The organism is Zunongwangia sp., from assembly GCF_048269745.1.
In the GTDB taxonomy this organism is placed as follows: Bacteria; Bacteroidota; Bacteroidia; order Flavobacteriales; family Flavobacteriaceae; genus Zunongwangia.
On the sequence record NZ_JBLXIB010000012.1, the window covers coordinates 43,613 to 70,315 of the forward strand.

Consider the following 26,703-nt stretch of genomic DNA (forward strand, 5'->3'; position numbering starts at 1 on the left):
TTGAAAAAATAGTAAACTAGAATCAGTTTTATTGATTCTTAAAAGAATTAAATGAAAATAGGAATTGTTTGTTATCCGACCTTTGGAGGAAGTGGGGTTGTAGCTACAGAATTAGGCTTAGCGCTTTCTAAACGTGGGCATGAAGTTCATTTTATTACTTATAAGCAGCCGGTCAGGTTAGATCAGCTATCAAGTAATGTTAAGTTTCATGAAGTCCATGTTCCTAATTATCCGCTCTTTCATTATCAACCTTATGAACTGGCACTTAGCAGTAAGTTGGTAGATATGGTAAAATTGCACGAGATAGAAGTTCTACATGTACATTACGCAATACCACATGCTTATGCAGGATATATGGCAAAAAAAATGTTGGAAGAAGAAGGAATTACGATACCTATGGTAACCACCTTGCATGGTACCGATATTACACTTGTAGGAAATCATCCTTTTTACAAGCCTGCTGTGACCTTCAGTATTAATGCTAGTGATGTGGTAACTTCAGTCTCTGAAAGTCTAAAAAAAGATACCTTAGAATTATTCAATATTAAAAAAAATATTGAAGTAATTCCAAACTTTATAGATGTTTCAAAATACGATAGAAAAGGATTTAAAGATTGTCAACGTGAGATGATGGCGGAAAATAATGAACGAATTATCACGCATATCAGTAATTTTAGAAAAGTAAAACGAATTCAAGACACCATCAAAGTTTTCTATCAGGTTCAAAAAAGAATTAACTCTAAACTAATGATGGTTGGAGAAGGGCCTGAAAAAGAAAAAGCAGAAAAACTTGTAGAAGAACTAGGGATAGAAGATAAAGTGATGTTTTTAGGTGCGAGCTACGAGATAGATAAAATTTTATGTTTTACCGATCTGTTTTTGCTAACTTCAAAACGCGAAAGCTTTGGTTTAGCCGCTTTAGAAGCCATGATTAATAGTGTTCCTGTTGTTTCTTCTAACGCAGGCGGTTTACCAGAAGTTAATAAACAAGGGGTTTCCGGATATTTGTGTGATGTAGGAGATATTGATGATATGACGGAAAAATCTTTATTGATAATTGAAGATCCAGAAAAATTAAAAGAGTTTAAGCGAAATGCTAAAAAAGTAGCAGAGACTTTTGATATTAATCATGTTGTTCCAAAATATGAAGCAGTTTATCAGAACCTTTTAGAAAAAAAATCTATAAAAAAAATGGAATATTAATTCCACTTTTTTTATAGATTTTAATTTAAAGTCAATTAGAACTGGTATCTAAGACCAATTGCAAAATCTGGAGAAATATCATCTAAAGTCTGATAATCGTTAAAGCCAATTTCAGGGCGTAAATCTAACGACAATACTAGAGGAATATCAAAATTATATTCAATTCCAACATTACCCGCTAAAAGCAAATAAGCTCCATCGTTACGTAATGGATTATCATCACTCAAACTACCAAATCCTGCACCTGCACCGGCATACCAATTAAATCCATTTTCTATATTCCAAACCCATTGGTAAAGACCAACTACTTTCACTAAATCGTAATTATTATTATTTCTCCAAGCGAGCCCAAATTCTAATCTGTTATTGTCAGCTCCAACAGCACGTTGATATGAAATTTCAGGTCCAAAACCTTCGTTTCCACCTAAACGTAATCCAATTGCGTTTTCGGAGATTTCTTGAGCCTCTACAGAGTTGCTTAACGAGACAAAACAAAAAATGCTTGCCAGTAAAAATAGTTTTTTCATTGTTAATAGTTTTTATTTGAAAACGCAAAATTAGATGATGAAGTGTGTCGAATTGCGATTTTTCGACCTAATCTATTGTTAATTATCTTTAAATAAATGTTAAGTAAGTTTCAAGGATTTTGTTTAATTTTAAAAGCTGTATGGAAAAGAATTTAGAAAAACTATCCCAGCAAATTGAGGGCCAATTATTTGATGATAAGTTGTGGCGATCTATTTATGCAACCGATGCTTCTGTTTATCGAGAACTACCACTAGCAGTATGTTATCCTAAAAATATAGCTGATATTAAGCAGCTTATTCATTTTGCCAGAAACAACAACACTTCTTTAATTCCTAGAACAGCCGGAACATCTTTAGCCGGACAATGTGTGGGAAAAGGCATTGTGGTAGATGTTTCTAAACATTTCACAAAAGTTTTAGCCATAGATCCGGAGCAAAAAACAGTAACTTTGCAACCGGGAGTAATTCGAGATGATCTTAATCGAATTTTAAAACCTTACGGATTGTTTTTTGGTCCAAATACTTCTACATCAAACCGCTGTATGGTTGGTGGAATGGTAGGGAATAATAGTAGTGGTACTACTTCTATAAAATACGGAACAACACGCGAAAAGACTCTTGCTCTAAAAACTATTTTAAGCGATGGTAGTGAAGCAGAATTTAAAGCCATATCAAAAGCAGAATTTCAACAAAAATTAACCTTAGAGAATTTAGAAGGAGATGTATATCGAACGATATATGATATTTTAAAATCTGAAGTTAACCGTTCTGAAATTATAAAAGAGTTTCCGCCTAGGGAGTTACATCGTAGAAATACAGGCTATGCTATAGACGAATTAATTTATTCTGAAATCTTTTCTGAAGATTCTAAAGAACTAATTAATATCTGCAATCTTTTAGCAGGAAGCGAAGGTACTTTAGCTTTTACCACAGAAATCACATTGCAATTGGATGAATTGCCACCAGCACATACCGCAATGGTTGCCGCTCATTATAAAAGTATAGAGTCTTGTTTACAAGATGTTGTTTGTACAATGGAACACTCGCTGTATACTTGCGAGATGATGGATAAAACCATTTTAGATTGTACCAAACAAAATATAAAATATCGAGAAAATCGATTTTTTATAGAAAACGACCCTGAAGCCATTTTAATGCTTGAAGTACGTGCTCAAGATGTTGACAGCCTACAAGAGAAAACAAAAAACTTGTTAAGTACTCTAGAAGAGAATGGCGTTAGTTATGCAAATCCTATTTTACATGGTGAACAAATAAACTTAGCGTTAGAATTACGAAAAGCCGGTTTAGGTTTATTAGCAAATATTGTGGGCGATAAAAAGGCAGTAGCATGTATAGAAGATACAGCTGTTGCATTGCCCGTATTAGCTAATTATATAAATGAGTTTAGCGGTATAATGAAAACCTATAAACAGAATGCTGTATATTATGCTCATGCTGGTGCTGGCGAGCTACATTTACGCCCTATTTTAGATTTGAAGAAAGAAGAAGATGTTGCCCTTTTTAGAAAAATAACTACCGATGTTGCCAAATTAGTTAAAAAGTATAACGGATCTATGAGTGGGGAGCATGGAGATGGTCGTGTTCGTGCAGAATTTGTAGAATATATGATAGGTGCTAAAAATTATATGTTATTAAAACAAGTAAAAGCAGCATTCGATCCTAAAAATATATTTAATCCAGGGAAAATTATCGATGCTCCGGCAATGGATACTTCGCTTCGATACGAAGTAGGACGTGAAGAACCAAAAATAAAAACACTCATGAATTTTGATGAAAATCATGGGATTTTACGATTAGCAGAACAGTGTAATGGTAGCGGAGATTGTAGGAAATCGGCAGAAAGTGGTGGCACTATGTGCCCAAGTTATCGAGCTACAAAAAATGAAAAAGATACCACTCGTGCTCGTGCGAACACACTCAGGGAGTTTTTAACACAATCTGATAAAGAAAATAAATTTAGTTATCAAGAAATAAAAGAAGCTTACGACTTGTGCCTAAGTTGTAAAGGCTGTAAAAGTGAATGCCCAAGTAGTGTAGATGTAGCTGCATTAAAAGCAGAATTTCAGTATCAATATCAAAAAGAAAAAGGTTTTTCTGCTCGTAATAAAGCTTTTGCCAATAATGGTAAGATGAATAAAATGGCATCAAAGATTCCATCCATAGCTAATTTTATGTTTACTAATAAAATTACATCTGGAATTGCAAAAAAGGTAATGGGTGTTGCACCAGAACGTACTTTACCAGCTTTATCTAAAACTACTTTAAATTCTTATTACAAGAAAAATAAATCGGTTTTAAAACCTGAAAATCCAATTAAAAAGGTTTATTTTTTTAATGATGAATTCACTAATTTTTTAGATGCTGAAATTGGTATACATGCGCTTGAATTATTAAGCAAATTAAATTACGAAGTGGTTTTTGTAGATCACGAAGAAAGTGGTCGTGCTCATATTTCAAAAGGATTTTTAGAGGAAGCTAAGAAAATGGCTAATAATAATATAGAAATATTTGCGCCTATCATTTCTGAAGAACATGTGTTAATAGGTTTAGAACCTTCAGCTATTTTAACCTTTAGAGATGAATATTTACGTTTGGCAGATGATGTGAAAAAAGCTTCTGAATTATCGAAAAACTGTTTTATAATTGAAGAATTTCTAAAAAAAGAAATAGCATTAGGAAATATCCAAGCAAGCCAATTTACAGAAGAGGCAAAAACAATTAAAATTCATGGACATTGCCACCAAAAAGCATTGTCTAATACAGCAACTACATTTTCAATATTAAATCTTCCGAAGAATTATAAAGTGAGCATTATTCCATCTGGTTGCTGTGGAATGGCAGGATCCTTTGGTTACGAAAAAGAACATTACGAAGTTAGTATGGCGGTAGGGGAGCAAACTTTATTTCCTGCTGTTAGAAAAGCTTCTTTAGAAACAATTATATCTGCGAATGGAACAAGTTGTAGGCATCAGATTTATGATGGAACCCAACGAAAAGCAAAACATCCGGTTAGTATTTTGTTAGAAGCGCTTGTTGTATAGTTTTAAGCTTTATTAATCGATATTCGTAGAATTTTAAAGATATTTTACGAATATCGGTTTTGAAATAGTAGTAAGCAGTAATAGCTGTTTATAAATTTTTACTTTGCTTTAATATAGTTATTGCAGTTAGTAATTGCGGATTATTGATTTGTTTTAAATTAAGTTCTGAAAAACTAATAAGCTCCCAACGTTTATCGTTATATTCTAATGCCGTTAAATTTTCTATCCAATCACCGGAATTTAAATAAAGGCATGTTCCTTTTTTATTAGTTTTTCGGATGATTTTTGGCTGATGAATATGTCCACAAACCACATATTTATAATTATTTTCAATCGCTAAATCTGTTGCTGTTTTTTCAAAATCATCAATAAACTTAATAGCCCCTTTTACGCGATTTTTAATTTTTTTAGAAAGCGAATATTTTTTTCTCCCTAATTTGGTTAAGCACCAATTTAAAAACCGATTTATTACTATCAATAAATCGTAGCCCCAACCACCTAATTTAGCGATCCATTTTGCATTTTGTATAGAAACATCGAAAACATCTCCATGAAAAAACCAAGCTTTTTTACCGTTAAGCTCTAAAACCAATTTATCGACTATTGAAAAAGAACCTAGAAAGGTGTCACTGAATTTACGCAACATTTCATCGTGGTTTCCAGTAATGTAAATAACCTCTGTACCGCTAGTGTTTAAATCGATAATTTTTTTGATTACTTCAAGGTGAGCTTTCGGAAAATAACGCTTTCTGAATTGCCAAATATCAATAAAATCGCCATTCAAAATCAATTTTTTAGGCTGTACGCTTTCTAAATACATTAATAATTCTTTGGCATGACAACCAAAAGTTCCTAAGTGAACATCAGAAATTACTATTAAATCAATATTTCTTTTTTCAATCAATATTTTTCTATTTAGGGATAAAGAAACTGAAAATGTGTGTTTTAAGTGTTTCTTTCAGTTTAAAGAAGGTTTATTAAACTATTAATTGGTCGGTGCTTTTTTATCTAAATATTAATTGGAGTAACATTTTTAAATTATAGCCTAAAAATTTACATTTGTTCAAAATCGAACTAATGGCAGGAAATACCTTCGGTAAAATTTTCAAATTAACGACTTTCGGAGAGTCACATGGGCCAGCAATTGGAGGCATAATAGATGGATGTCCGGCTGGTTTACAATTGGATTTAGAAGCAATACAAACAGAATTAAACCGGAGAAAACCCGGCCAATCGGCTATTGTAACACAGCGTAAAGAACCAGATGCAGTACAATTTTATTCTGGTATCTTTGAAGGAGAAACAACAGGAACACCAATTGGTTTTGTAATTCATAATTCCAATCAAAAATCGAAAGATTATTCACACATTAAAGATACCTTTCGTCCTTCTCACGCCGATTTTACATATACTGAAAAATACGGAGTTCGAGATTATCGAGGTGGAGGAAGAAGTTCTGCTCGCGAAACCGCAAGTAGAGTAGTAGCCGGAGCTATTGCAAAACAATTACTAAAAGATATTGAAGTAATAGCTTATGTAAATTCTGTAGGCAAAATAGGTTTAAATAAAACCTATCAGGAAGTAGATTTTTCAGAAATAGAAAAAAATCCGGTACGTTGTCCTGATGCAGCTAAAGCTCAAGAAATGGAAGCGTATATTAAACAAATCCGATCAGAAGGAGATACTGTAGGAGGAACTGTTTGCGGAGTAATTAGAAATGTTCCGGTAGGCTTAGGAGAACCGGTTTTTGATAAATTACATGCAGAGTTAGGAAAAGCAATGTTATCTATTAATGCTGTAAAAGGCTTTGAGTATGGAAGTGGTTTTTCAGGAACAGTTTTAAAAGGTAGCGAGCATAATGATTTGTTTAATGAAGATGGCTCTACCCAAACTAATTTAAGTGGCGGAATTCAAGGTGGAATTTCAAACGGTATGGATATCTATTTTACGGTAGCTTTTAAACCAGTAGCAACCATTATGCAAAATCAGGAAACAATTAATAGTAAGGGCGAAAAGGTAGCGATGCAAGGAAAAGGAAGACACGATCCTTGTGTGGTACCAAGAGCAGTACCGATTGTAGAAGCGATGGCAGCATTAACTATTACTGATTTTATGCTTCAAAATACTGCTTCAAAACTTTAAAAAATCTAAGAATAAACTAAACTACATGAAGAAATTAGCACTGCATTGGCAGATTTTATTGGGTATGCTTGCCGGAGTTGTTTTTGCACTTATTTTAACAAATTTTAGCTGGGGAGCTGAGTTTGTAAATGATTGGATTAAACCCTTTGGGAATATTTTTATAAACGCATTAAAATTAATTGCAGTTCCGCTGATTTTAGCTTCGTTAATTAAAGGAATTTCCGATTTAAAAGACATTTCTAAATTGTCTAAAATGGGAACCCGTACCATCGGTATTTATATCGTTACTACTGTCATTGCAGTAAGTATTGGTTTAGTAATGGTTAATGTAATTAAGCCAGGTTCTAACATTAATCAAGAAACTCGTGAAGATCTTATAGCTAGTTATGAAGGAGATGCTCTTAATGTACAATCGGCAGCCCAAAAACAAAAAGATGCTGGACCTTTGCAGGCTTTAGAAGATTTAGTTCCGGGTAATATATTTGCTGCTGCTAGCGATAACGGAAATATGTTGCAGGTAATATTTTTTGCTATTTTCTTCGGAATTGGTTTAATATTAATACCTGAAGAACAATCAAAACCCGTCAAAGCCTTTTTTGATGGTTTTAATGAAGTAATTTTAAAACTGATTGATATCATTATGCTTTCCGCTCCATTTGGAGTATTTGCTCTATTGGCAGCTTTAGTGGTAGAATCACCTAGTCCCGATTTGTTCGAAGCATTAGCAATGTATGCGTTAACTGTAATTCTAGGCTTAGCTATAATGATAGGTATTTATGTGTTGATGGTATGGATATTCACTAAAAATAAACCTAGTTTTTTTATAAACGGAATCTCTCCGGCACAATTATTAGCATTTTCTACAAGTTCGAGTGCTGCTACACTACCGGTAACTATGGAACGAGTGGAAGATCATTTAGGCGTTCATGAAGAAGTTACCAGTTTTGTATTGCCAATAGGAGCAACCATAAATATGGATGGAACCAGTTTATATCAAGCAGTAGCTGCTGTATTTATAGCACAAGCTTTTGGTATAGATCTAACAATAGGAGCGCAGTTGGGAATTATAGCAACAGCAACATTAGCCTCTATAGGTTCTGCTGCGGTACCAGGTGCCGGAATGGTCATGTTGGTAATTGTATTAGCACAAGCAGGTATCCCAGAAGCTGGTTTAGCCTTGATTTTTGCAATTGATAGGCCACTTGATATGTGTCGGACAACAGTTAACGTTACCGGAGATGCTGCAGTTTCAGTTATGGTTGCTAAATCAGTAAATATGATGGGACCGCCAAACGTAAAAACTTGGAAAAAAAAATCTGAAAATAGTCTTTAATAGAGGGGGGATATTAAAAAAGGAAGGTATTTTTTTAATTACCTCCCTTTTTTATGTGTAATAGTTTGAATTAGCCAACATAAATATATAAAAATATTTTATATAATTTAGGTTAAACCGTGAATTTCAGAAAATGACAATTATAAGATATTATTATAATAATCTATTAATAAAATTTATTTTTTATTGACATTTTTTAGTGTATCAAATCAGTTTTTTAATTTTATTTAGCTCACTTTTACTATAATTTTTCCTAGCTGTTGATTTGATTCCATATATTCATGAGCTTTTACAATATCTTCAAAATCAAAAACTTTATCTATCGTTGGTTTTAATTTACCATTTTCTAAAGCGTTATAAACAAATTCTCGAGCTGGTTTTAATTTTTCAGGATCTGTAGATATATCTAATAGAATATATCCTTGAATATGAAGTCTTTTTTGCAATAATTGTCCAAAAGGAAATTCAGCAGGTTTCCCTGATAAAGATCCGTATTCAATAATTTTCGCTTGTGGTGCTGCTGCTTTTGCCAATGTCTCAATCATCGGACCGCCTATGGGGTCAAACGCAATACTCGCACCATTACCAGTAATTTCCATAACGCGTTCTACTAAGTCTTCAGTATCAGTTACAATTACATGATCGGCGCCAGCATCTAATAATTGTTGTTTTTTGTTTTCTTTTCGTGTGGTAGCAATAGCAATTCCGCCTTTAATTTTAGTTAAAGCAATTGCTGCAAAACCAACACTACTACTAGCCGCAGTAATTAATACGGTATCATCTGTTTTTAAACCTCCATTCTCTATAAGACCTCCGTAAGCAGTTATGAAAGGCATCCAAATTCCAGCAGCCTCAATCGAAGAAAGGGAAGAAGGATAATGACTTACTGAATGCTCAGGAACTATAGTTGTTTCGCCATATGTTCCATAATCATTCATTGAGAATGATGGAATTGTACTAACTTTATCTCCTACTTTTACAGAAGTTACTTTGCTACCTATTGCCTCTACAATTCCACTTGCTTCATATCCAAGCCGAGAGGGTAATTTTGGTTTTTCTAAATATTGTCCGCTTCTATAAGCTACTTCGGCACGGTTTAAGCCTAATGCTTCAACTTTTAATCTTACTTCATTTTCTTTAGGTTCTACAAGATCTATTTCTTCAATTTTTAAAACGTCAGCAGAACCGGTTTCATTAAATTGTACAATTCTTGTTTTTTTATCGGTAGTATTCATAGCTATTTATTTTGACGTAAATTTCTAAATTCGTGTATTTGATGACAAAAAAATTAGTATAAATAACAAAGTATTATAATTTATTTTAGCTTTAGGAAGCTTGTATTTTATTTAAAATTCTCTCTTAATTTCATGAATTCTTGTTCTAGAAAATTTAGTTTTTGTTCTAGTTCTGTATTTTGATTTTCCGGAAGATGTTTTAAAAAACAATACTTTACACACCACATTTCTTTTATGTCATTTAATTTAATCTCAAGATCATCGATGTTTTTGTTTGTAGCCTGCAAGGTTATTTTTTCTGAAGTTTGATAAAATTTGCGTAGTAAAATTTTATGGGTAGTAACTAATAAGATTAAGCTACTATTTTCAATTTTAGAATAATCTTCAGTTTCAATTTTCTCACCTATAATTACGTCTTTAGGAAAATATCCCTTATCGTTATTGGTCATTTCTAAATTAGATATCAAGTAACCTCTGTATTTTTTTTCTCGGTTTAATGGTAAATGTAATTTAGGAAGATCTTCTATAAAATGTGGTTTATCAAAATATAAAACATAATCTGTTTCAGTTTTAGGAGTAATGCAGGGAATTCTAGCGAATTTTTCTTTATCGAAGCTTCCCTGTAATGCTAGATCGTCTTTAAACTTCAAAAGTTTATTTACAGTAAGTTCTTTGGTTAACAAGTCATCTATGGTAATGCTAAAATGGTTAGCTATTTTTATAATAGTTTCTATCCTAGGTTCACTACGTTCCTCCTCGTAAGCACCCAAAGTACCACGCTTTAGTTCGAATAATTCGGCAAAAGCCTGCTGACTTAATTTCTTTACATTTCTTATTTTCCTAATATTCTTACCGAAATACGACATTTTTTGCTAAAATTATTTGCAATAATAAAATTTAGTTGTATATTTATCTAACAATATTAGCTAATAGAATTGATAATTACTAATTTATTTGGTTATATCTTGATTTTAGTTTTAAAATCTTGAACTTGCTAAATAAATTAGCTTGACGTAGATATTTTTAATTTTAACCTAAACAACCAATGATAACAGTAATAATTACTAGCGTGATTTTGTTAATAATACCTTAAAATAGATTAGATTTTTTGTATTATTATACCAAGTTATTTAACACCAATCAAAAAATACTTTCTAGATGAAAAATCACTATCAGATTACCAAAAATTTTCTGTTAGAGCTTAATTTCAATATTGATTTTGAAAATGAAGCTGAAGGAATCTTAATGATTCGAAGAGAAAATTTTGGGATTAAAAACCTTATCCTGGGTGTTGCGCCACCTATTTTAATAATGGAGCAGTTTTTATTCAGAATAAACAACCAATCAGAAAAGATTTATCGTAGTCTGCTCCAGAAGAACCGTGATATTATCCATGGAGCATTTGTAGTAGACGATTCAGGAGAAAAAGTGATCTTTAGGGATACACTTCAGATAGAGAACTTAGATCTAAACGAGCTAGAAGGATCTTTAAACTCACTCAGTTTATTGATGAGTGAATATTCAGATAAAATTATAGAATTTTCAAAATATTAAACCTTAGCGTTATGAACATTTTTAGACGATTATTTAAAATAGGAGAAGCTGAAGCAAATTCGGCAATCGACAATATGGAAGATCCTATCAAGTTAACTGAACAGGGAATTAGAGATCTTAGAAAAGATTTAGAAAAAAATATGGAAGCTTTAGCTCAGGTAAAAGCTTTAGCCATTCGGGCCAAAAATGATCAAGATGAATATCTCGATAAAAAGGATGATTATCATAATAAAGCGATTTTGATCCTGAAAAAAGGACAAAGTGGTGATATGGATAAAACAGAAGCAGATCGTCTTGCCCGTGAGGCCTTAGTAAAAAAAGAAGAAGCCCAAAAGCATGTAGATCGGTCTGAAGAAGAAGCGAAGAAGTTCAATGAAAATGTGGCACAGTTAGAACGTAATATTCAAACCATCAAATCGAATATCAGTAATTGGGAAAACGAACTTAGAACGCTTAAAGCTCGCGTAAAAGTGAGTAATGCCACAAAGAGCCTTAACAAGCAAATGGCTGAAATTGATAGTAGTAGTACCGTTTCAATGTTGGAACGTATGAAGGAAAAAGTAGCTCAGGAAGAAGCTTTGGCAGAGGCTTACGGTGATATTGCTGGTGCATCTAAATCTATAGATGATGAGCTTGAAAAAGCTGCGAGCACTACTGAAGCTAAAGCCGAAGATGACCTTAGCAAACTTAAAGATCAGTTAGGTTTAAATGAAGATAAAAAATAACGAAATTGACCAGTTTAACAGACATATTATTTTCTGAGGTAAACATTACCCTTAGCATTCTCTGTATTTTATTAATCGTTTATTGGTTGCTTACCATGATTAGCGGTATCGAATTTGAATACGATATGGATATAGATATCGACGCCGATATGGACGTCGATATTTCAACAGACGGTTCGAATATGGAATTTCAGGATGTATCGAATGCCGAGCTGAATAAAGAAGATGTGGTAGGTAAACGTATCCAACCTCTAAAATGGTGGCAAATTATGTTGATCTACTTCAACTTTGTCGGGCTACCTTTTATGTTCACTTTTACCTGTTTTGTTTTTATCTGGTGGTTTACCACGGCAATAACAACTGCGCTCACATTTACCTATGACAACTTTATAGGTTTTGCAATAATGATAGCTGCGTTTTTTACCTCTTTATTTGTAAATAAGATATTTACTACACCTTTTAAAGGTTTCTTTAAAAACCTGAATAAAGATGGCGATAAAGCCACTGATTATATTGGCAGGCAAGGGGTTTTATTATCGACCATTTCTGGAGATAAAATGGGCAATGCAGAGATTTCAGCCAATGGCGATTCACATTCTATTTACGTAAAATCGCTAGACGGCCATCAGCTTAATTATCAAGACAAAATTTTAATTATCAAGCAGTCTGCTGATAAAAATTATTTCTTAGTACAATCTTATAACGACTAAACTTAACTACTTAAAATGAATTATATTTTATCAATTATCGTAATGGGATTGGGTGGGGTAGCTTTCCTAATCGTCATTTACTTCGCAGTTATAGCGATGTTTTACAAAAAAGTTCCACAAGGCCGTGCCATTGTTCGTACTGGCTTTAGAGGAACAAAGGTAGCCACAGATAAAGGAATGTATGTTGTTCCTGTTTTGCATAAAATGGAGATAATGGATATTTCTGTAAAGAAGATCCAGATTGAAAGAATGGAACACGAAGGTTTAATTTGCCGCGATAATATGCGTGCAGATATTAAAGTAGCCTTTTTTGTTCGAGTGAATAATGATATCTCTTTCATTAAAAGAGTGGCACAAACCATTGGTGTAGATCGTGCATCCAGAATCGAAACTTTAGAGGATCTTTTTGAAGCTAAATTTTCTGAAGCCTTAAAAACAGTAGGAAAGAAGTTTGATTTTATCGAACTATACGAAGCTCGTCGTGAGTTTAGAGACGAAATTGTAAATATTATTGGTACCGATCTTAACGGCTATACTTTAGAAGATTGTGCGATAGACTTTCTAGAACAAACGCCAATTACACATCTTAAGCCAGATAATATTCTGGATTCGGAAGGTATCAAAAAAATTACCGAGCTTACTGCTGTTCAGAATATGAAAGCGAACCTTATTAAGCGTGACGAAGAAAAAACCATCAGAAAACAAGATGTTGAAGCACGTGAAGCTATTCTAGAATTAGATAAGCAGTTAGCGGAAAAAGAAGAGGCGCAAAAACGAGAAATTGCTAATATTAAAGCTAGAGAACATGCGGAAATTAGTAAAGTTTCTGAAGAAGAACGATTAAAATCGGAGTCAGCCAGAATTTCTACCGAAGAAAAAGTAAAAGTAGCCGAAGAAAATATGAACCGCCAGATCATCGTGGCGGCGAAAAACAAAGAACGAACAGAAGCAGTAGAAAGCGAACGAGTTGAAAAAGATCGTATGCTGGAAGCTACCGAGAGAGAACGTATTGTGACACTTGCTCAAATTGAAAAAGAAAAAGTTCTTGAAGTAGAGAAGAAAAACATTCAGGATGTCATTAGAGATCGTGTAATGTTAGAAAAAGGTGTGGTTGAAGAGCAAGAGAACATGAAAGATATTCAAGCTTTTAAAACGGCCGATCGTGAAAAGCAAGTAAAAGTTACTATTGCTGAGGCAAATGCACAGGAAGATTTGATTAAAACAATTAAAGCTGCTGAAGCTCAAAAAGAAGCTGCCAAGCAAAAAGCAGAAGAAATTAATATCGAAGCACAGGCGCATAAAGAAGCCAGTGAGAAAGAAGCCGAAGCTAGAAAAACGATTGCTGAAGCTAAAGCGAAAGAAGAAGCAACAATTGGTTTATCTGAAGCTGAAGTAATGCATGCTAAAGCCGATGCTAACGAAAGACAAGGACTTATGGAAGCGCTTATCATCGAGAAAAAAGCCAAAGCTGAAGCTGCTGGAATGGAAGCTAAAGCCGAAGCTAGTAGAAAAGAAGGAAAAGCTGCTGCCGATGTTATTAGAGATAAAGCACTTGCCGATGCTGCAGGTATCGAAGAAAAAGCTGCTGCTATGAAGAAACTTGATGGTGTTGGTAAAGAGCATGAAGAATTTAAGTTGAAACTGGATAAAGAATTGCAAGTAGATTTAGCACATATTAATATTCAAAAAGATATCGCTGATGCTCAGGCTAGTGTAATTAGTGATGCGCTGAAAGCCGCTAAAATTGATATTGTTGGTGGTGAAACCATGTTCTTCGATCAAATCATAGGTCAGATAACCAGAGGTAAAGGATTCGACAGATTGGTTCAAAACAGTTCTAATATTCAGGATTTAAAAGATTCTATTTTAGGAAGTGACGATATTAAGGGGAATTTATTAACCAAAGTACGTGAGTTTTCAGAGAAATATGGAATTTCTTCCGAAGACATCAAAAACCTTACGATCGCTAATTTGATTATGGAACTAAAAGGTCGCTCTAACGATCAAAATGAGCAAACCATGTTAGGCAATTTATTCAACCTGGCGAAAGGTTTAGGATTGTCAGATCAGCGAGTATCAACCTTAAAGGTTTGATCTAATATTTAAAGTAATTTGATTTAGATTTAGAGCTATGTTATCCCGGGCTTACCCCGGGATCTCATCCTCTTTGTTTTCTTACGTTTTAGGAATTACTAAAAATCAACCCTAACCCTTACCATAAAACCTAATGAATACTAACAAAGAAAAACCGATACAAAAAGATGCTTTAGATGGTGGGACTTATGAGATTATTCGTAAGCGTCTTAACACTCATAAATCTGATTTACAGGAACGTCTTAACACATTAAATGATGCCCGAAAAACGGTTTTTGGTTCTCTTGAAACACAGTTAATTGCAAATAACCGCATTAGTACCGAAAATAACTGTGTTGCCAGGGATATAATTTCGCTGGGAAATACCTGCATTTTCGGTTATAACGTGCATTTTGGTTTGCGTACCGATATTAAGCTCTCTGATGTTTTTAGTATTTACAAATTCGATAATGAACATTTTGAGTCGGTTTCTTTAGAGCTTTTGGAAGATGAAACATTTAAAACCGATTTTTCAAATTTATATAAGTATTATCGAAATACAATTTTTACCAAGTTTGCCAAGATAGGGAATTACCTGCATATGGTATTTCAGCTTAGCGATAGCGTAACCGATATAAAAACCTTTAAATGGCTTATCAAGGATAATACTCTTACCTATATCGATAATCGTAGCGAGCATGAGTTTAAATACCCAAAACAGTATCAATTTAACTGGCAGGAAGCTACTAGAGATATGCAACGTTATGGCGAACATCCACATGTGGCGATTTTAGATAAAGTGTTTGTAGAAACCATTGGTGGCGATCTAACCATTAAAATTGAAGATAATACAAACGATGGAATGGGAATCTATTCCGAACCTGTAGATTATAAAGATCAAACTTTGGATGATGGCCAGATTCGCTTTGCTGATTTAGGGAATCTGATTGTGTTGGAAATTAAACCATTTCAGGAAGAAGCACGCTATTTTGTGTATAATCATAAAATGCAGGAAGTGCAGAAAATTGATTCCATCAAAGAAACTGCTATATTATTGCCCGACGATCAGGGGATTATTTTTCCTAATGGTTATTATTTGCAAACCGGAGAATTTCATTTGTTTTCTAACGAAGTTCAATCTTGGAAATATCAGGAAACCATTAGTTCTCCCAATGGAGAAGATTTTTTATATATTTTCTATTCGCCATCCAAAAGCGCTTATCTGCTAATGGATTATAATATGATCGAGCAGGAAATAAAAACGCCTATTGTTTGTGGCGGCTTCACGATTTTACCCGGTGGCGAGCTTTGTTATTTTAAAGCCGAAGACGAGCAAACTAAACATCATATGATTCAGATTTGGCAGACGCCATATCTGGAAGGCGATATAATGCCTTCTGAACATCAGGATTCGATGTTGTATAAAATCGGAAATAAAGATATTGTAAAAGCAATGGCCGAGGCTAACGAGCTTCTCACTTTGCTTAGTAAAGAAGATAATTATGATGGTTTATATGCGGATATAGCAAAATCATCAAAAAATATTTTAGATGCCTTTTATTGGTTGAATGAAAAGGAAACTGCTGTTTTAAGTGAACCTTTAAAAGAAATAAATATAGCTGCTAATGCAGCAATCGATGAGTTTCAGAAAGTAATTCAACTTAAGAAAAATGCTGAAAAACAAACCCAGGAAATTCAGCAAAAAGCACAAGAGCTTTTCAGTAAAATAAAAAGCACTTCATTTAAAAACATTAATGAATTTGTTGTATTACTCTCTCAATTACGAGCCTTGCGCGGCGAGGTTATTGGCCTTTATGAAATTAGATACGTAAACGAAGAATTTATTAAGTCTCTTGAAACTGAAATAGCTGAACAAACAACAAAAATTTCAAGGCGCTGCGTCGAATTTTTACTGAATGATAAAGCATTGCAGCCTTATCATGATAAAGTTGATGAGAAGAAGCAACGATTAGCCGATATTAGCAAAGTTCTTGAAGCTAAAAACTTAGAAGATGAGGTAACCCAGATAGCGATTGATCTGGAAATGCTTATCGATATTGTATCAAACCTTGATATTGAAGATACATCACATTCTACCAAAATTATCGATAATATTTCGCTAATTTTTGCAACCATAAACCAGCTTAAAGCAGCAATTAAGAATAAGAAAAAGTCGCTTGGAAGTAAAGAAGCTAAAGCCGATTTTGCAGCTCAGTTAAAACTTATAGATCAGAGTATTATTAATTATCTGGATATTGCTTCTACTCCTGAAAAGTGTGATGAATTTCAAACAAAAGTCAGCATACAACTGGAAGAATTAGAAGGGAAATTTGCCGATTTTGAAGAGTTTATTACTGAAATAATCGAAAAGCGAGAAGAAGTTTATAATGCTTTTGAAAGTAAAAAAAGCGCTATTAACGAAAAGCGAAATAAAAAAGCCATTGCGCTGCAAACTGCTTCGGATAGGATTTTAAAAAGTGTTGGCAAAAAAGCTGAAAGTCTACACTCGGTTTCAGAAATTAACGGGTATTACGCTTCAGATCTTATGGTTAACAAACTTCGCGATATTGTGGAGCAATTACGTGAGCTAGATGATAGTGGTAATGCCGAAGAAATTGAAACTTCCCTTAAAACCAGTAGGGAAGATGCTTTACGAAAGCTTAAAGACAAACAGGATCTTTACGAAGATGGCGAAAATATCATCAAACTTGGAAATCATAAATTTGGGGTAAACCGCCAAGATTTAGATTTAAGTATTGTTTTTAAGGATGATCAATTATTTTATCATTTAAGCGGTACCGATTTTTATCAGGAATTACAGAATGATATTTTAAATAATAGCCGAGAATATTGGGATCAGGAATTTATTTCTGAAAATGATTCAGTGTACCGAGCATCGTTTTTAGCTTTCAAAATTTATAAAAATAATGCGTTTGAAAAACTTTCAGGATTAACAGAAGCTGAATTGCTGAAGTTAATTCAGGAAGAAAGCAGTAGCAATTATGCTGAAGGTTATATAAAAGGTGTTCACGATCTGGATGCGGCTAAAATTTTACAAGTTTTAGTACAAAAACATCAAGATTTAGGCATTCTAAAATATAGATCTGAAATTCGTGCTTTTGCGAGATTTTTTTGGAATCAGTTAGATAAAGATTCCAAACAAGGTTATAACAATTCTATTAAAGCATCAGGCCAGGTTTTAAAATATTTTCCAAATACACGGGAATATGACTTTTTAATTCAGGAGTTAGAACAGGTAATAAGCGAATTTGGACAAAATTCAGGTTTATTTTCTCCGGAAATGAGTTTAGAAATCGCTCAGTATCTATTTGAAGAATTGCAAAGTGATGATCGTTTTGTAGTAAGTGGTTTAGCAAAAAAGCTTGCTGAAGATTTTCAGCAGATGTTGAATAAGGAAAAGGCAGAAAGTCAATTTCAAAATAGTATAGAAAGTTTACACTCATATTCTGCTAAAATTAGGTTGGTTAAACAATGGCTTCAGGCTTTTGCTAAATCAAAATTAGTAGAAAATCAGATAGGTTATATTGATGAAGCGGCTTGTTGTATTTTGTTTCCGCAGCAAACTCCGGAAGTGAATCATATCAATCCTTCAACAGTAATTTCAGGTTTAAAAGGCGACCATAAATATATCGAAAATGGGCAATATCAGTTCGATTTTCATGAGTTTACGCAAAAACTTCAGTTGTATTTTAATTATAGTGTTCCAGCCTTTCAAGCGTTTAGAAAGGCAAGACATCAGGTAACCGAGGAGTTGAAAGACCAATTGAAATTAGACGAATTTAAGCCCCGAGTTTTAACTTCTTTTGTTCGAAATAAATTAATCGACCAGGTATATTTTCCGCTTTTCGGAGAAAATTTAGCCAAGCAATTGGGAAGTGTAGGGGAGAACCGCCGTACCGATCGTATGGGAATGTTGTTGTTAATTTCGCCACCGGGATACGGGAAGACCACCTTAATGGAGTATATCGCAAACCGGCTTGGTTTGATATTTATGAAAATTAACGGCCCGGCGATTGGCCACGATATTACTTCGGTAGATCCAGATGCAGCCACTAACTCGGCTTCCCGAGAAGAATTAAAAAAGCTGAATCTGGCTTTTGAAATGGGAAATAATGTGATGTTATACTTAGACGATATTCAGCATTGTAATCCCGAATTTTTACAGAAGTTTATTTCACTGGCTGACGGAACTCGAAAAATCGAAGGTATTTTTAATGGAAAACCTAAAACTTACGATTTACGCGGAAAGAAATTTTGCGTGATTATGGCAGGAAATCCGTATACAGAAAGTGGTGAGAAATTTAGAATTCCCGATATGCTTTCTAACCGAGCTGATATTTATAATTTGGGAGATATAATTGGCGATACCGAAAGCTTGTTTAAATTAAGTTTATTGGAAAATTCGTTAACCTCTAATCCGGTCTTACACCAATTAAGCTCTCGAAATTTTGATGATGTGTATACACTTGTGGATCGTGTAGAAAATAATTCGGATGTCGGAGAATTAAAGGGAAACCATACGCAACAGGAAATTCAGGATTATAAATCTGTTTTAGAAAAAGTACTCAGTATCCGTGATACGGTTTTAAAAGTGAATGCTACTTATATTAAATCGGCTGGAATGGAAGATGAGTACCGAACCGAGCCTGCATTTAAGCTTCAAGGATCATATCGGGATATGAATAAACTGGTTTCTAAAGTGGTGCCAATTATGAATGATAAAGAACTAAATAGTTTATTATTATCCCATTACGAAAACGAATCGCAAACGCTTACTACAGCTGCAGAAGCTAACCTTTTAAAATTTAAAGAACTGCGCGGCGATATTTCTGAAAATGAACAAGCACGTTGGATAACTATTAAAGAAACATTTTTAAAGAATAATAAATTGAAAGGTTTTGGTAACAAAAATGAAATGGCACAGGTATTATCGCAAATGATGATGTTTAGCGAAAATCTGGAAGGTATTAAAGAGGTTTTGCAACGCGGTTTTGAAAAATAAAATGTTTGAAATAGCCAAATCAACCGATTTGGCTATTTATTTTTAGTTTATCATATCAACTTCATTTTTTAAAATTTCAATACAAAAACTGAAACATAAAATTAGTGAAGACATTTAGTTAAAATTTCAAGTGCAATTTTTAGCTAGCTTCATTCTATTCTCTTCTTATTCTGATCAAACAGGCCTATTAAAATACTATTTCCCTGGTCGTCTACTTTTATTCCACCATATTTTGCAATTTCAAATTTGTAGGAGTTTCCTTCTTGAAAAAAGTATGATTCTGCACCAAAATGGACATTTCGAGATCCATTATAACTATATTTTATCAGGAATTCATCATTATTAATCGGTGTTTTTTGTTCTTGAATTCGGACTTTTTTAGCAACACCATCTTCTTTTAGTTTAACCACACAAAATCCTCTTTTAGAAATACTATCTATATTAATATTGTTTGAAATAGCATACCTTAAATTCATATAATCACCTTGCATTAGTGAACGAGGATCAACAGGAGCTAATTCTAATAAAATTAGCTGTCCATTAGCTAACAATTTTTCTTTCTGAATAATGGAATAGTTGAAGAAAACTAGTAAAACAATAAGATTAACTAATAGGATTATCCACTTATATTTTTTCATTAGAATTTAATTTTTTAATAATGAATAAATAGAATAAAAGAAATATAATGCCAGATACAAATAAGATGATTGATTTGGATAATAAGGTAAAATTTAGAGAGTAATAATATTGTGATATAAAATAAATAAAAGCAAGTATCCCTATCACCACTCCACTTTTATAATTAACTAAAAAGCTCAACAAAATAATAGCAATTGCTCCAGAAATAGTAGGGGAAAATATTGTTGGAGCTAGTATTGATATTGTTAAAATGTATACTATACTTTTAGTTTTAACAGAAGTTATTTCATTTATTTTTATAATCATATTTGTTAAATACATGATTACTGAAATAATTATGATAGATGATAACCAAATATAATTTAGAGAAATTGGTAGTAATCTTTTTTCTGTAATTCCAATAAGGCCAAATAGTAGAGAGAATATCATTCCAATTCTAATTGGGTTATAAAGTTTAGATAATTTTTTATGAGACGAAATTATCTTAGCTTCATTTAAAAATACATATACTAAAATTATACTAGTAATGGCAATGTATAAATGAACTAAGTTGTAATAATTATTAAAAGCGATCAGAAAAAGAAAGCTACCACTAATTGTAATTATTGAAATGAATGATAAAATATAATTCTGGCAAATGAACAAACAGGATAAAGCTATACAACTAATGGATAATGAAATGATATTTTCATTAATTCCAATTTCTGATAACCCAAGAGAGTATAAAATAAAACCTGCAATGTATATTGAAATACTAAATGTATCTATAATAATTTTATCGTACCATTTATTTAAACAAATAGCCAAAATTAGAAATACTGTCCCAAATATTAGTAAACTATACTCAGAGTCATAAAGCCCTGAAAGGATATAAAAACCAATTAACGCTAAAGTGGCTAAAAAGCCTCCAAAAATTGAAAGGATTTTAATAGCTAAACTAGATTTATTTTCAGCTAGATTAGCATACTCTTCTAAAATAGCATTTTCATCACATTCAAATTCTGAGCCTTCAGAAAACCGAATCTTATCTAATAAAAGTTTCTTATTCGTTAATTTTTCCATTTCTTTTGAAGATCAATAAGGTTTTTAATTACCAATGTTATACTCCCTATAACGAATAAACTAATCAATAAAAATGCATTTATTTCATTTGATATTTTTAAAATAAATGCAGAAATTATAATAACAATACTAAAGGGCACGATTGAAAGATAAAATCCGCTTTTTACCTTAAGTCCATATTTAATTCCAGCAAAATATAGTACTGTGGTAATTATAAGTAATACCAATAATGAGTTTTGATTTTTGCTGAAAATACCAATTACAATACCTATTGTGGTAAAAGATACACTGGCTAATGCTATTAAGTTTGAAAACCATACCGGTGGTTTAATACTAGTATTGATTTTATGACCAAATAATGAAATAAATAAAAACAATACATTAATCACGAAAAGTAAAGTATACGTAAAAACATCTGACCAGTTATATGCAACTTGTTGAGAATATAGTATGAATGTTGTATTTACTAAAATGATATATAAAAGCCATAGTGGCGCAAAATTTGAGATAAAAACCCATATCGAAATAAAGATTGTCCAGCCCAAGAAAAAATCATAAGCATTAGCTCCCGTTTGATAAACTTGACCGAAAACAGCGAATAGTACACCTACCAAAACTGATGCACTCGTTAGCACTATATTTTTTATATTTAAACTTAATTTTGAGAATACAACAACTAAGGTTAAAATTAAAAGTAACCCCTCGATTAATCCAATTTTCAAAAACTTATGTAAGTCAGCCCAGTTATAAGCAAAGAAAAAAATAAGTCCAGCTGTTGTAAAACCTATACCTAAACTTATAAAAAAAAGTTCAAGAAATTTATGCCAAGATTGTTTACTACTATAAATATTTTTTTTCAGAATAGTATCAATTCCTTTTGCTGACCAATTACTATGTCGAGAGATGATTTGAATATCTTCTCGGTTAATTTTTTTCATTTTATTTCAAATAATCTTTTTAAATAAAAGGATTCTTAAATATGATTTTTTCCTTAAGAGATTAAATTTATAAAATTGAATTTAGTTAATTACATCCACAGCTATTTTTTATATAGAATGTTTTAAACATGTTTTTTTGTTTTATATTTGCGCATCAAATCAGGCAATGAGGTCTGCCTTAAACCGTTCCGCTTGGAACTAATGACATCTACTTTTATGGCTTATGCCACTGTAGAATCATTTATTTAAGTCAATATGGACAAGACAAAAATTAAAAAATTTTTATCCTCATTCGAGCAAATTCCTTCATTAATTTATCTTTTTAAGTGGATTTTTATTTGTTTGATATTAGGTGTAATTACGGGAAGTATTTCTGCATTTTTTCTTTTAAGTCTAGAATGGGCAACAAATTGGAGGGAATCTCATTTGTGGATTATAGCACTACTGCCAGTAGGAGGTTTTATTATTGGTTTATCGTATCACTTATACGGAAATAGTGTTGTAAAAGGGAATAACTTGCTATTAGAAGAGTTTCATTCGCCAAAAAAAGTAATACCTTTTCGGATGGCTCCACTTGTTTTATTTGGGACAATATTAACCCATTTTTTTGGAGGTTCTGCAGGCCGTGAAGGAACAGCTGTTCAAGTTGGAGGAGCAGTTGCCGATAGGTTTACAAAGGTTCTTAAATTATCAAAACGAGATCGAAAAATAGTTTTAATAGCAGGTATAAGTGCAGGTTTTGCATCTGTTTTTGGAACACCACTAGCAGGTGGAATTTTTGCCTTAGAAGTTTTAATTTTAGGTAGAATACGCTTAGATGCAATTATTCCGAGCTTTATGGCTGCTGTTTTTGCCGATTATTTTTGCCGGTTTTGGAATGTTTCTCATACACATTATCATATTGATTCCGTCGCAAAAATGACACCTGTAAATTTACTATGGTCTTTACTAGCAGGAATTATTTTTGGTCTTGTCGCGATGCTTTTTTCAAAATCTACCCATTTCTGGAGTAACCTTTTTAAAAAGACAATTAATTATCCCCCTCTACGTCCTGTTGTGGGAGGTGTTATATTAGCTGTTGCCATATATTTTATGGGAACTACAAAATATATTGGGTTAGGAGTACCTACTATTGTTAATGCTTTTAAAATACACCTCAATTCTTACGATTTTCTTTTAAAGGTACTGTTTACCTCATTTACACTTGGTGCAGGATTTAAAGGAGGAGAAGTAACTCCTTTATTTTATATAGGAGCTGCTTTAGGAAATGTACTAATTTGGTTTATACCATTACCAATGGATCTTCTTGCAGGAATGGGATTTGTAGCAGTTTTTGCAGGAGCTACAAATACACCAATAGCGTGTACTATAATGGGAATAGAACTATTTGGAATAGAATCGGGTGTTTTTATTGCCTTGGCATGTTCAACCGCATATTTATTCTCTGGGCATTCGGGTGTTTATTCCTCCCAAATTATAGGAAGTCCAAAAAATACGTCATTTACTAGAGAAAAAGGTTTACATCTATCTGAGGTAGGAAATAGAAGGATAAAAAAATGAAAGACTTTGTAACGTTAAGAGTATATTTTGAGTACGGACAAAAAGTACACGATCATTCCTTTTGGAGAAAACTATATTCTTCAGATTTTTCTATTGAGCTAATGAAAAGAGCAAAAGCATTCGGCTTGAGCCAAGTTTTACATCTAAATGTAAGCAAAGGCTATTTAGAGAACCAAAAAATTAATTGGGGAATAACAGAAATACGTCATTATAAACACCCACATATTATTGAAATTACAGATTCTGAAGAAAAAATAAATCAATTTTTAGAAGAGCAGAAAAAACTGTTACTGTATACTTCCATTTTAATGGTTAAAAATGAAGTTATAGTGAAATAATTATGCTTAGTTGGTTAACTTTATTGTCTAACTTTTTTGTAATTCTTAACTGTATTAAATTAAACCTAAATCGCTTATTTTAGCTACCATTTTATTCAATTTTTAAAGAGTTAAATTGAAACCGATATTCTCAATTTCTTCAATTTTTTTGATACAGATTTAAAAAGAAGTATTCCACATCATTTTTAACTAAATTTAAAATAAATATATAAGGGTTTAAGATATTGGTTTTTGAAATTTCGGTAAATTTTCAGTTCATTATCAATGATAATTATCTTTTGAGTTTTATAATGTTGGATTAATTTATTTCTATTTCTTTTTTTGAAGAGACGAATAAAAAACATTGTTCCAATAGTTTCTGTAACCCCTCTTCATTATTCTTAGAGTCTGAAATAACTATAATCCCTATAATCTAAAATGTAGTAGTTAATGCAGATAGAGCAATTAGAATTATTCCAAATATTATATTTTTTTCTCCTCTTTTTTCTTTGCAAAAACGGAGAAGACAAGGTAATCCTGAGGTTTGATTTGGAAAAAAAAGATATCCTTTTATTTGAATATTCTTAAATAATAATTCTAAAAATTTACTTTTAATTAAATCTTTAAGGAAAAAAAGGTATTATTATGTTCTATATTATGAAAATTAGTAATATTGGGAAAATTTAACAGTAAAGGAAGAGCAAATGAGGTATGATGCTAAGAGGGGTGATAAATTTTTAGTTTTCCAACTCAAGCAGGGAAATGAAAAAGCTTTCAATAAATTATATGAAAAATATCTGTCCGACAGCTATCATTTTGCTCTTAGCATACTAAAATCAAAAGATCATGCACAGGAAGTAGTTCAAGAAGTTTTTTTAAAAGTTTGGATAAACCGAGAAGAACTTGATACCACTAAAAACTTTAAATCTTTTTTGCTAACAATTACTAAGAATCTTTCCATAAACATACTTACTAAGGCTACTAACGACTTAAACATTAAAAATAAAATTTACGAAGGCTTAGAAACACAAAGAAGTACTACTTCAGAATATATACTTACTCAAGAATATGAAGAAATTAGAAAGAGAGCAATTTCTTCGCTTCCAGAAGGGCGGAAAAAAGTGTTTATAATGGCCAGAGAAGAGGGAAAATCCTATCAAGAAATTAGTGATGAATTAGGGATTTCTATTAATACTGTAAAAACTCAAATGAAAAAAGCTTTAGAAAGTATTCGGTTTTATTTATCGAAAAATAGCGATATAGACCTTATTTTTTTACTTTTTCTTCACATTTTGCTAAAAAAATAAAAACAATAAAGTATTGTTTTTTAGTTGTTTATGTTTGTATTTTACTTTTTTTTTAAATAAATCACTTTTTGAGTCACCCTTTATCCATTTTCAGCTGTATTATTAATGAAGTTGTTAATAAATGGATAAAAATACAAGGTTTATATATTTACTAAATAAATATCTCAATAATTATTGCGATAGGTTAGAATTTGACGAGTTTTTTGAATTTCTTAAAGATCCTTATTATATCGATTATTTAAGGGAAAGCGAACTTATAGAAAATATTAAGGTAAAAAGTCATACAATACAGCTAGAAAAAAATCTGTCTGATGAGATGTATGATAATATTTTATTAACGGCAAAAAATAAACCCAAGAAATCAAAAAATTATTCGAAAAGTAAAATTCTTGGTTTAGCAGCAGTTTTCATTGCGATAGTATGTGGCGGGATTTTCTTGCTTTATTGGCATGATTTTTACGCTGAAGATTTTTCTTCAAACCATGTCGTTTTAGAACGAGAAAATGGCGAAAAAATAATTTTAGATACAATACAAAGCTCTTCACTTGTATCGCTTTCCGGAGATACTATTCAAGTTACTCAAGGTAATTTAATTCGCTATTCGGAGAAAACAAAAGGGAAAGGTACTAATACCATTAGTGTTCCTTTTGGAAAAACATTTCAGGTAGAATTAATAGATGGATCACTAGTGCATTTGAATTCTGGATCAACTTTAATTTATCCATTGAATTTTTCCGAATTTGATCATAGAGCGGTAGAACTTAAAGGAGAGGCCTTTTTTAATATTACTCATGATGAACAAAAACCTTTTATAGTAAAAGCTAATGGATTGAATGTACAGGTTCTGGGAACACAATTTGACATTAATGCTTATGACGAAAATAAGAATATCGCTGTGGCATTATTGGAAGGAGCTGTGAAAATGTATAATCGACAGGATAACTTGGATGAAAATGCCAAGATTTTAAGTCCTGGTTTAGTTGGAAATTACAACAGAGAAGATAAAAAAATCCAAATAGAAGAGATAAATGTTAATAATTACGTTGCCTGGAGGTTTGGTAAATTGGTGTATAGAAATGTAAAATTAAAGGATTTACTAACAAAGTTAGAACGTCATTTTAATATAAGAGTAGATAATCAATATATGGAGATCGAAAGCAAAACGATAAATGCAAATTTTGGAGATCAACCTGTGGAAGATGTGATGAAATATTTAAGTGAAATTTACAGATTTAAATATGTGATAACCGATAATCTGGTAACAATCAAAGAAAAATAGGGAATGGTGGCTCA

Annotated in this window: 20 protein-coding genes and 1 riboswitch; of the genes, 13 read left to right on the top strand and 7 right to left on the bottom strand. The window is 32.2% G+C overall.

Going from position 1 to position 26,703, the window contains the following annotated elements; translation table 11 throughout:
• Positions 1-51: 51 nt before the first annotated feature.
• The gene (gene bshA / locus ACN0WI_RS13475) at positions 52-1,203 is read left to right on the top strand and encodes an N-acetyl-alpha-D-glucosaminyl L-malate synthase BshA (protein WP_417887496.1); all 1,152 of its coding nucleotides are present in this window, start codon (positions 52-54) and stop codon (positions 1,201-1,203) included.
• 35 nt (positions 1,204-1,238) lie between these two features.
• On the opposite strand, the gene ACN0WI_RS13480 is transcribed toward bshA, so the two are convergent.
• Positions 1,239-1,730 (bottom strand): hypothetical protein, encoded by a 492-nt coding sequence (locus tag ACN0WI_RS13480; RefSeq protein ID WP_417887497.1) that lies wholly within the window; start codon positions 1,728-1,730, stop codon positions 1,239-1,241.
• Between the two features lie 140 nt (positions 1,731-1,870).
• On the opposite strand from ACN0WI_RS13480, the gene ACN0WI_RS13485 reads away from it, so the two are divergent.
• The gene (locus ACN0WI_RS13485; protein ID WP_417887498.1) at positions 1,871-4,792 is read left to right on the top strand and encodes an FAD-binding and (Fe-S)-binding domain-containing protein; all 2,922 of its coding nucleotides are present in this window, start codon (positions 1,871-1,873) and stop codon (positions 4,790-4,792) included.
• Between the two features lie 88 nt (positions 4,793-4,880).
• Here ACN0WI_RS13485 and ACN0WI_RS13490 read toward each other — a convergent pair whose 3' ends face one another.
• Positions 4,881-5,693: a UDP-2,3-diacylglucosamine diphosphatase gene (locus tag ACN0WI_RS13490; RefSeq protein ID WP_417887564.1), complete on the bottom strand. Its 813-nt coding sequence runs from the start codon at positions 5,691-5,693 to the stop codon at positions 4,881-4,883.
• Between the two features lie 176 nt (positions 5,694-5,869).
• On the opposite strand from ACN0WI_RS13490, the gene aroC reads away from it, so the two are divergent.
• Entirely contained in the window at positions 5,870-6,934 is a 1,065-nt protein-coding gene (gene aroC / locus ACN0WI_RS13495; RefSeq protein WP_417887500.1) for a chorismate synthase, read from the top strand.
• Between the two features lie 25 nt (positions 6,935-6,959).
• Complete coding sequence (locus tag ACN0WI_RS13500; RefSeq protein ID WP_417887501.1) at positions 6,960-8,267, top strand: dicarboxylate/amino acid:cation symporter; 1,308 nt, start codon at positions 6,960-6,962, stop codon at positions 8,265-8,267.
• A 227-nt stretch (positions 8,268-8,494) separates the two neighbouring features.
• On the opposite strand, the gene ACN0WI_RS13505 is transcribed toward ACN0WI_RS13500, so the two are convergent.
• Entirely contained in the window at positions 8,495-9,502 is a 1,008-nt protein-coding gene (locus tag ACN0WI_RS13505) for a zinc-dependent alcohol dehydrogenase family protein (protein WP_417887503.1), read from the bottom strand.
• Positions 9,503-9,609: 107 nt separating this feature from the next.
• The gene (locus ACN0WI_RS13510; RefSeq protein WP_417887504.1) at positions 9,610-10,368 is read right to left on the bottom strand and encodes a helix-turn-helix domain-containing protein; all 759 of its coding nucleotides are present in this window, start codon (positions 10,366-10,368) and stop codon (positions 9,610-9,612) included.
• 292 nt (positions 10,369-10,660) lie between these two features.
• Between ACN0WI_RS13510 and ACN0WI_RS13515 the strand changes: the two genes are divergently transcribed.
• The 5 genes from ACN0WI_RS13515 to ACN0WI_RS13535 all read left to right on the top strand — a co-directional run bounded on the left by ACN0WI_RS13515 (position 10,661) and on the right by ACN0WI_RS13535 (position 19,587).
• Complete coding sequence (locus ACN0WI_RS13515; RefSeq protein WP_417887505.1) at positions 10,661-11,056, top strand: YbjN domain-containing protein; 396 nt, start codon at positions 10,661-10,663, stop codon at positions 11,054-11,056.
• Between the two features lie 11 nt (positions 11,057-11,067).
• Positions 11,068-11,781, top strand: a complete 714-nt coding sequence (locus ACN0WI_RS13520) for a PspA/IM30 family protein (RefSeq protein ID WP_417887506.1) — start codon at positions 11,068-11,070, stop codon at positions 11,779-11,781.
• 5 nt (positions 11,782-11,786) lie between these two features.
• On the top strand, positions 11,787-12,491 hold the full coding sequence (locus ACN0WI_RS13525; protein ID WP_417887507.1) for a hypothetical protein: 705 nt from the start codon (positions 11,787-11,789) through the stop codon (positions 12,489-12,491).
• Positions 12,492-12,506: 15 nt separating this feature from the next.
• Positions 12,507-14,585 carry a flotillin family protein gene (locus ACN0WI_RS13530; protein WP_417887508.1) on the top strand — a complete coding sequence of 693 codons (2,079 nt, stop codon included), beginning with the start codon at positions 12,507-12,509 and terminating at the stop codon, positions 14,583-14,585.
• A 133-nt stretch (positions 14,586-14,718) separates the two neighbouring features.
• A complete protein-coding gene (locus ACN0WI_RS13535) occupies positions 14,719-19,587 on the top strand; it encodes a DNA repair ATPase (protein WP_417887509.1) in 4,869 nt (1,622 codons plus the stop codon).
• A 149-nt stretch (positions 19,588-19,736) separates the two neighbouring features.
• On the opposite strand, the gene ACN0WI_RS13540 is transcribed toward ACN0WI_RS13535, so the two are convergent.
• The 3 genes from ACN0WI_RS13540 to ACN0WI_RS13550 are packed head-to-tail and all read right to left on the bottom strand — an operon-like array spanning position 19,737 to position 22,226.
• A complete protein-coding gene (locus tag ACN0WI_RS13540) occupies positions 19,737-20,225 on the bottom strand; it encodes a GDYXXLXY domain-containing protein (RefSeq protein ID WP_417887510.1) in 489 nt (162 codons plus the stop codon).
• A complete protein-coding gene (locus ACN0WI_RS13545) occupies positions 20,212-21,288 on the bottom strand; it encodes a DUF4401 domain-containing protein (protein ID WP_417887511.1) in 1,077 nt (358 codons plus the stop codon). Before ACN0WI_RS13545 ends, ACN0WI_RS13540 begins: the two co-directional genes overlap by 14 nt.
• Positions 21,276-22,226 carry a DUF2157 domain-containing protein gene (locus tag ACN0WI_RS13550; protein WP_417887512.1) on the bottom strand — a complete coding sequence of 317 codons (951 nt, stop codon included), beginning with the start codon at positions 22,224-22,226 and terminating at the stop codon, positions 21,276-21,278. The genes ACN0WI_RS13545 and ACN0WI_RS13550 overlap by 13 nt, the downstream gene beginning before the upstream one ends.
• Before the next feature lie 153 nt (positions 22,227-22,379).
• A riboswitch (Fluoride riboswitch) is annotated at positions 22,380-22,444 on the top strand.
• Between the two features lie 37 nt (positions 22,445-22,481).
• Between ACN0WI_RS13550 and ACN0WI_RS13555 the strand changes: the two genes are divergently transcribed.
• The 4 genes from ACN0WI_RS13555 (at position 22,482) to ACN0WI_RS13570 (ending at position 26,689) form a co-directional block, all read left to right on the top strand.
• Positions 22,482-23,786, top strand: a complete 1,305-nt coding sequence (locus tag ACN0WI_RS13555; RefSeq protein WP_417887513.1) for a voltage-gated chloride channel family protein — start codon at positions 22,482-22,484, stop codon at positions 23,784-23,786.
• Entirely contained in the window at positions 23,783-24,124 is a 342-nt protein-coding gene (locus tag ACN0WI_RS13560; RefSeq protein ID WP_417887514.1) for a DUF190 domain-containing protein, read from the top strand. Before ACN0WI_RS13555 ends, ACN0WI_RS13560 begins: the two co-directional genes overlap by 4 nt.
• Positions 24,125-24,807: 683 nt before the next feature.
• Positions 24,808-25,410, top strand: a complete 603-nt coding sequence (locus ACN0WI_RS13565; protein ID WP_417887516.1) for an RNA polymerase sigma-70 factor — start codon at positions 24,808-24,810, stop codon at positions 25,408-25,410.
• 121 nt (positions 25,411-25,531) lie between these two features.
• Entirely contained in the window at positions 25,532-26,689 is a 1,158-nt protein-coding gene (locus ACN0WI_RS13570) for a FecR family protein (RefSeq protein ID WP_417887518.1), read from the top strand.
• Positions 26,690-26,703: the final 14 nt, after the last annotated feature.

What these genes read in the sequence shown, in the direction of transcription:
- ACN0WI_RS13570 (WP_417887518.1), top strand. Translation starts at nt 25,532, where the DNA reads ATGGATAAAAATACAAGGTTTATATATTTACTAAATAAATATCTCAAT.
- ACN0WI_RS13535 (WP_417887509.1), top strand. Translation starts at nt 14,719, where the DNA reads ATGAATACTAACAAAGAAAAACCGATACAAAAAGATGCTTTAGATGGT.
- ACN0WI_RS13530 (WP_417887508.1), top strand. Translation starts at nt 12,507, where the DNA reads ATGAATTATATTTTATCAATTATCGTAATGGGATTGGGTGGGGTAGCT.
- ACN0WI_RS13545 (WP_417887511.1), bottom strand. Translation starts at nt 21,288, where the DNA reads ATGGAAAAATTAACGAATAAGAAACTTTTATTAGATAAGATTCGGTTT.
- ACN0WI_RS13480 (WP_417887497.1), bottom strand. Translation starts at nt 1,730, where the DNA reads ATGAAAAAACTATTTTTACTGGCAAGCATTTTTTGTTTTGTCTCGTTA.
- bshA (WP_417887496.1), top strand. Translation starts at nt 52, where the DNA reads ATGAAAATAGGAATTGTTTGTTATCCGACCTTTGGAGGAAGTGGGGTT.
- ACN0WI_RS13515 (WP_417887505.1), top strand. Translation starts at nt 10,661, where the DNA reads ATGAAAAATCACTATCAGATTACCAAAAATTTTCTGTTAGAGCTTAAT.
- ACN0WI_RS13510 (WP_417887504.1), bottom strand. Translation starts at nt 10,368, where the DNA reads ATGTCGTATTTCGGTAAGAATATTAGGAAAATAAGAAATGTAAAGAAA.
- ACN0WI_RS13560 (WP_417887514.1), top strand. Translation starts at nt 23,783, where the DNA reads ATGAAAGACTTTGTAACGTTAAGAGTATATTTTGAGTACGGACAAAAA.
- ACN0WI_RS13555 (WP_417887513.1), top strand. Translation starts at nt 22,482, where the DNA reads ATGGACAAGACAAAAATTAAAAAATTTTTATCCTCATTCGAGCAAATT.
- aroC (WP_417887500.1), top strand. Translation starts at nt 5,870, where the DNA reads ATGGCAGGAAATACCTTCGGTAAAATTTTCAAATTAACGACTTTCGGA.
- ACN0WI_RS13500 (WP_417887501.1), top strand. Translation starts at nt 6,960, where the DNA reads ATGAAGAAATTAGCACTGCATTGGCAGATTTTATTGGGTATGCTTGCC.
- ACN0WI_RS13505 (WP_417887503.1), bottom strand. Translation starts at nt 9,502, where the DNA reads ATGAATACTACCGATAAAAAAACAAGAATTGTACAATTTAATGAAACC.
- ACN0WI_RS13520 (WP_417887506.1), top strand. Translation starts at nt 11,068, where the DNA reads ATGAACATTTTTAGACGATTATTTAAAATAGGAGAAGCTGAAGCAAAT.
- ACN0WI_RS13485 (WP_417887498.1), top strand. Translation starts at nt 1,871, where the DNA reads ATGGAAAAGAATTTAGAAAAACTATCCCAGCAAATTGAGGGCCAATTA.
- ACN0WI_RS13550 (WP_417887512.1), bottom strand. Translation starts at nt 22,226, where the DNA reads ATGAAAAAAATTAACCGAGAAGATATTCAAATCATCTCTCGACATAGT.
- ACN0WI_RS13540 (WP_417887510.1), bottom strand. Translation starts at nt 20,225, where the DNA reads ATGAAAAAATATAAGTGGATAATCCTATTAGTTAATCTTATTGTTTTA.
- ACN0WI_RS13565 (WP_417887516.1), top strand. Translation starts at nt 24,808, where the DNA reads ATGAGGTATGATGCTAAGAGGGGTGATAAATTTTTAGTTTTCCAACTC.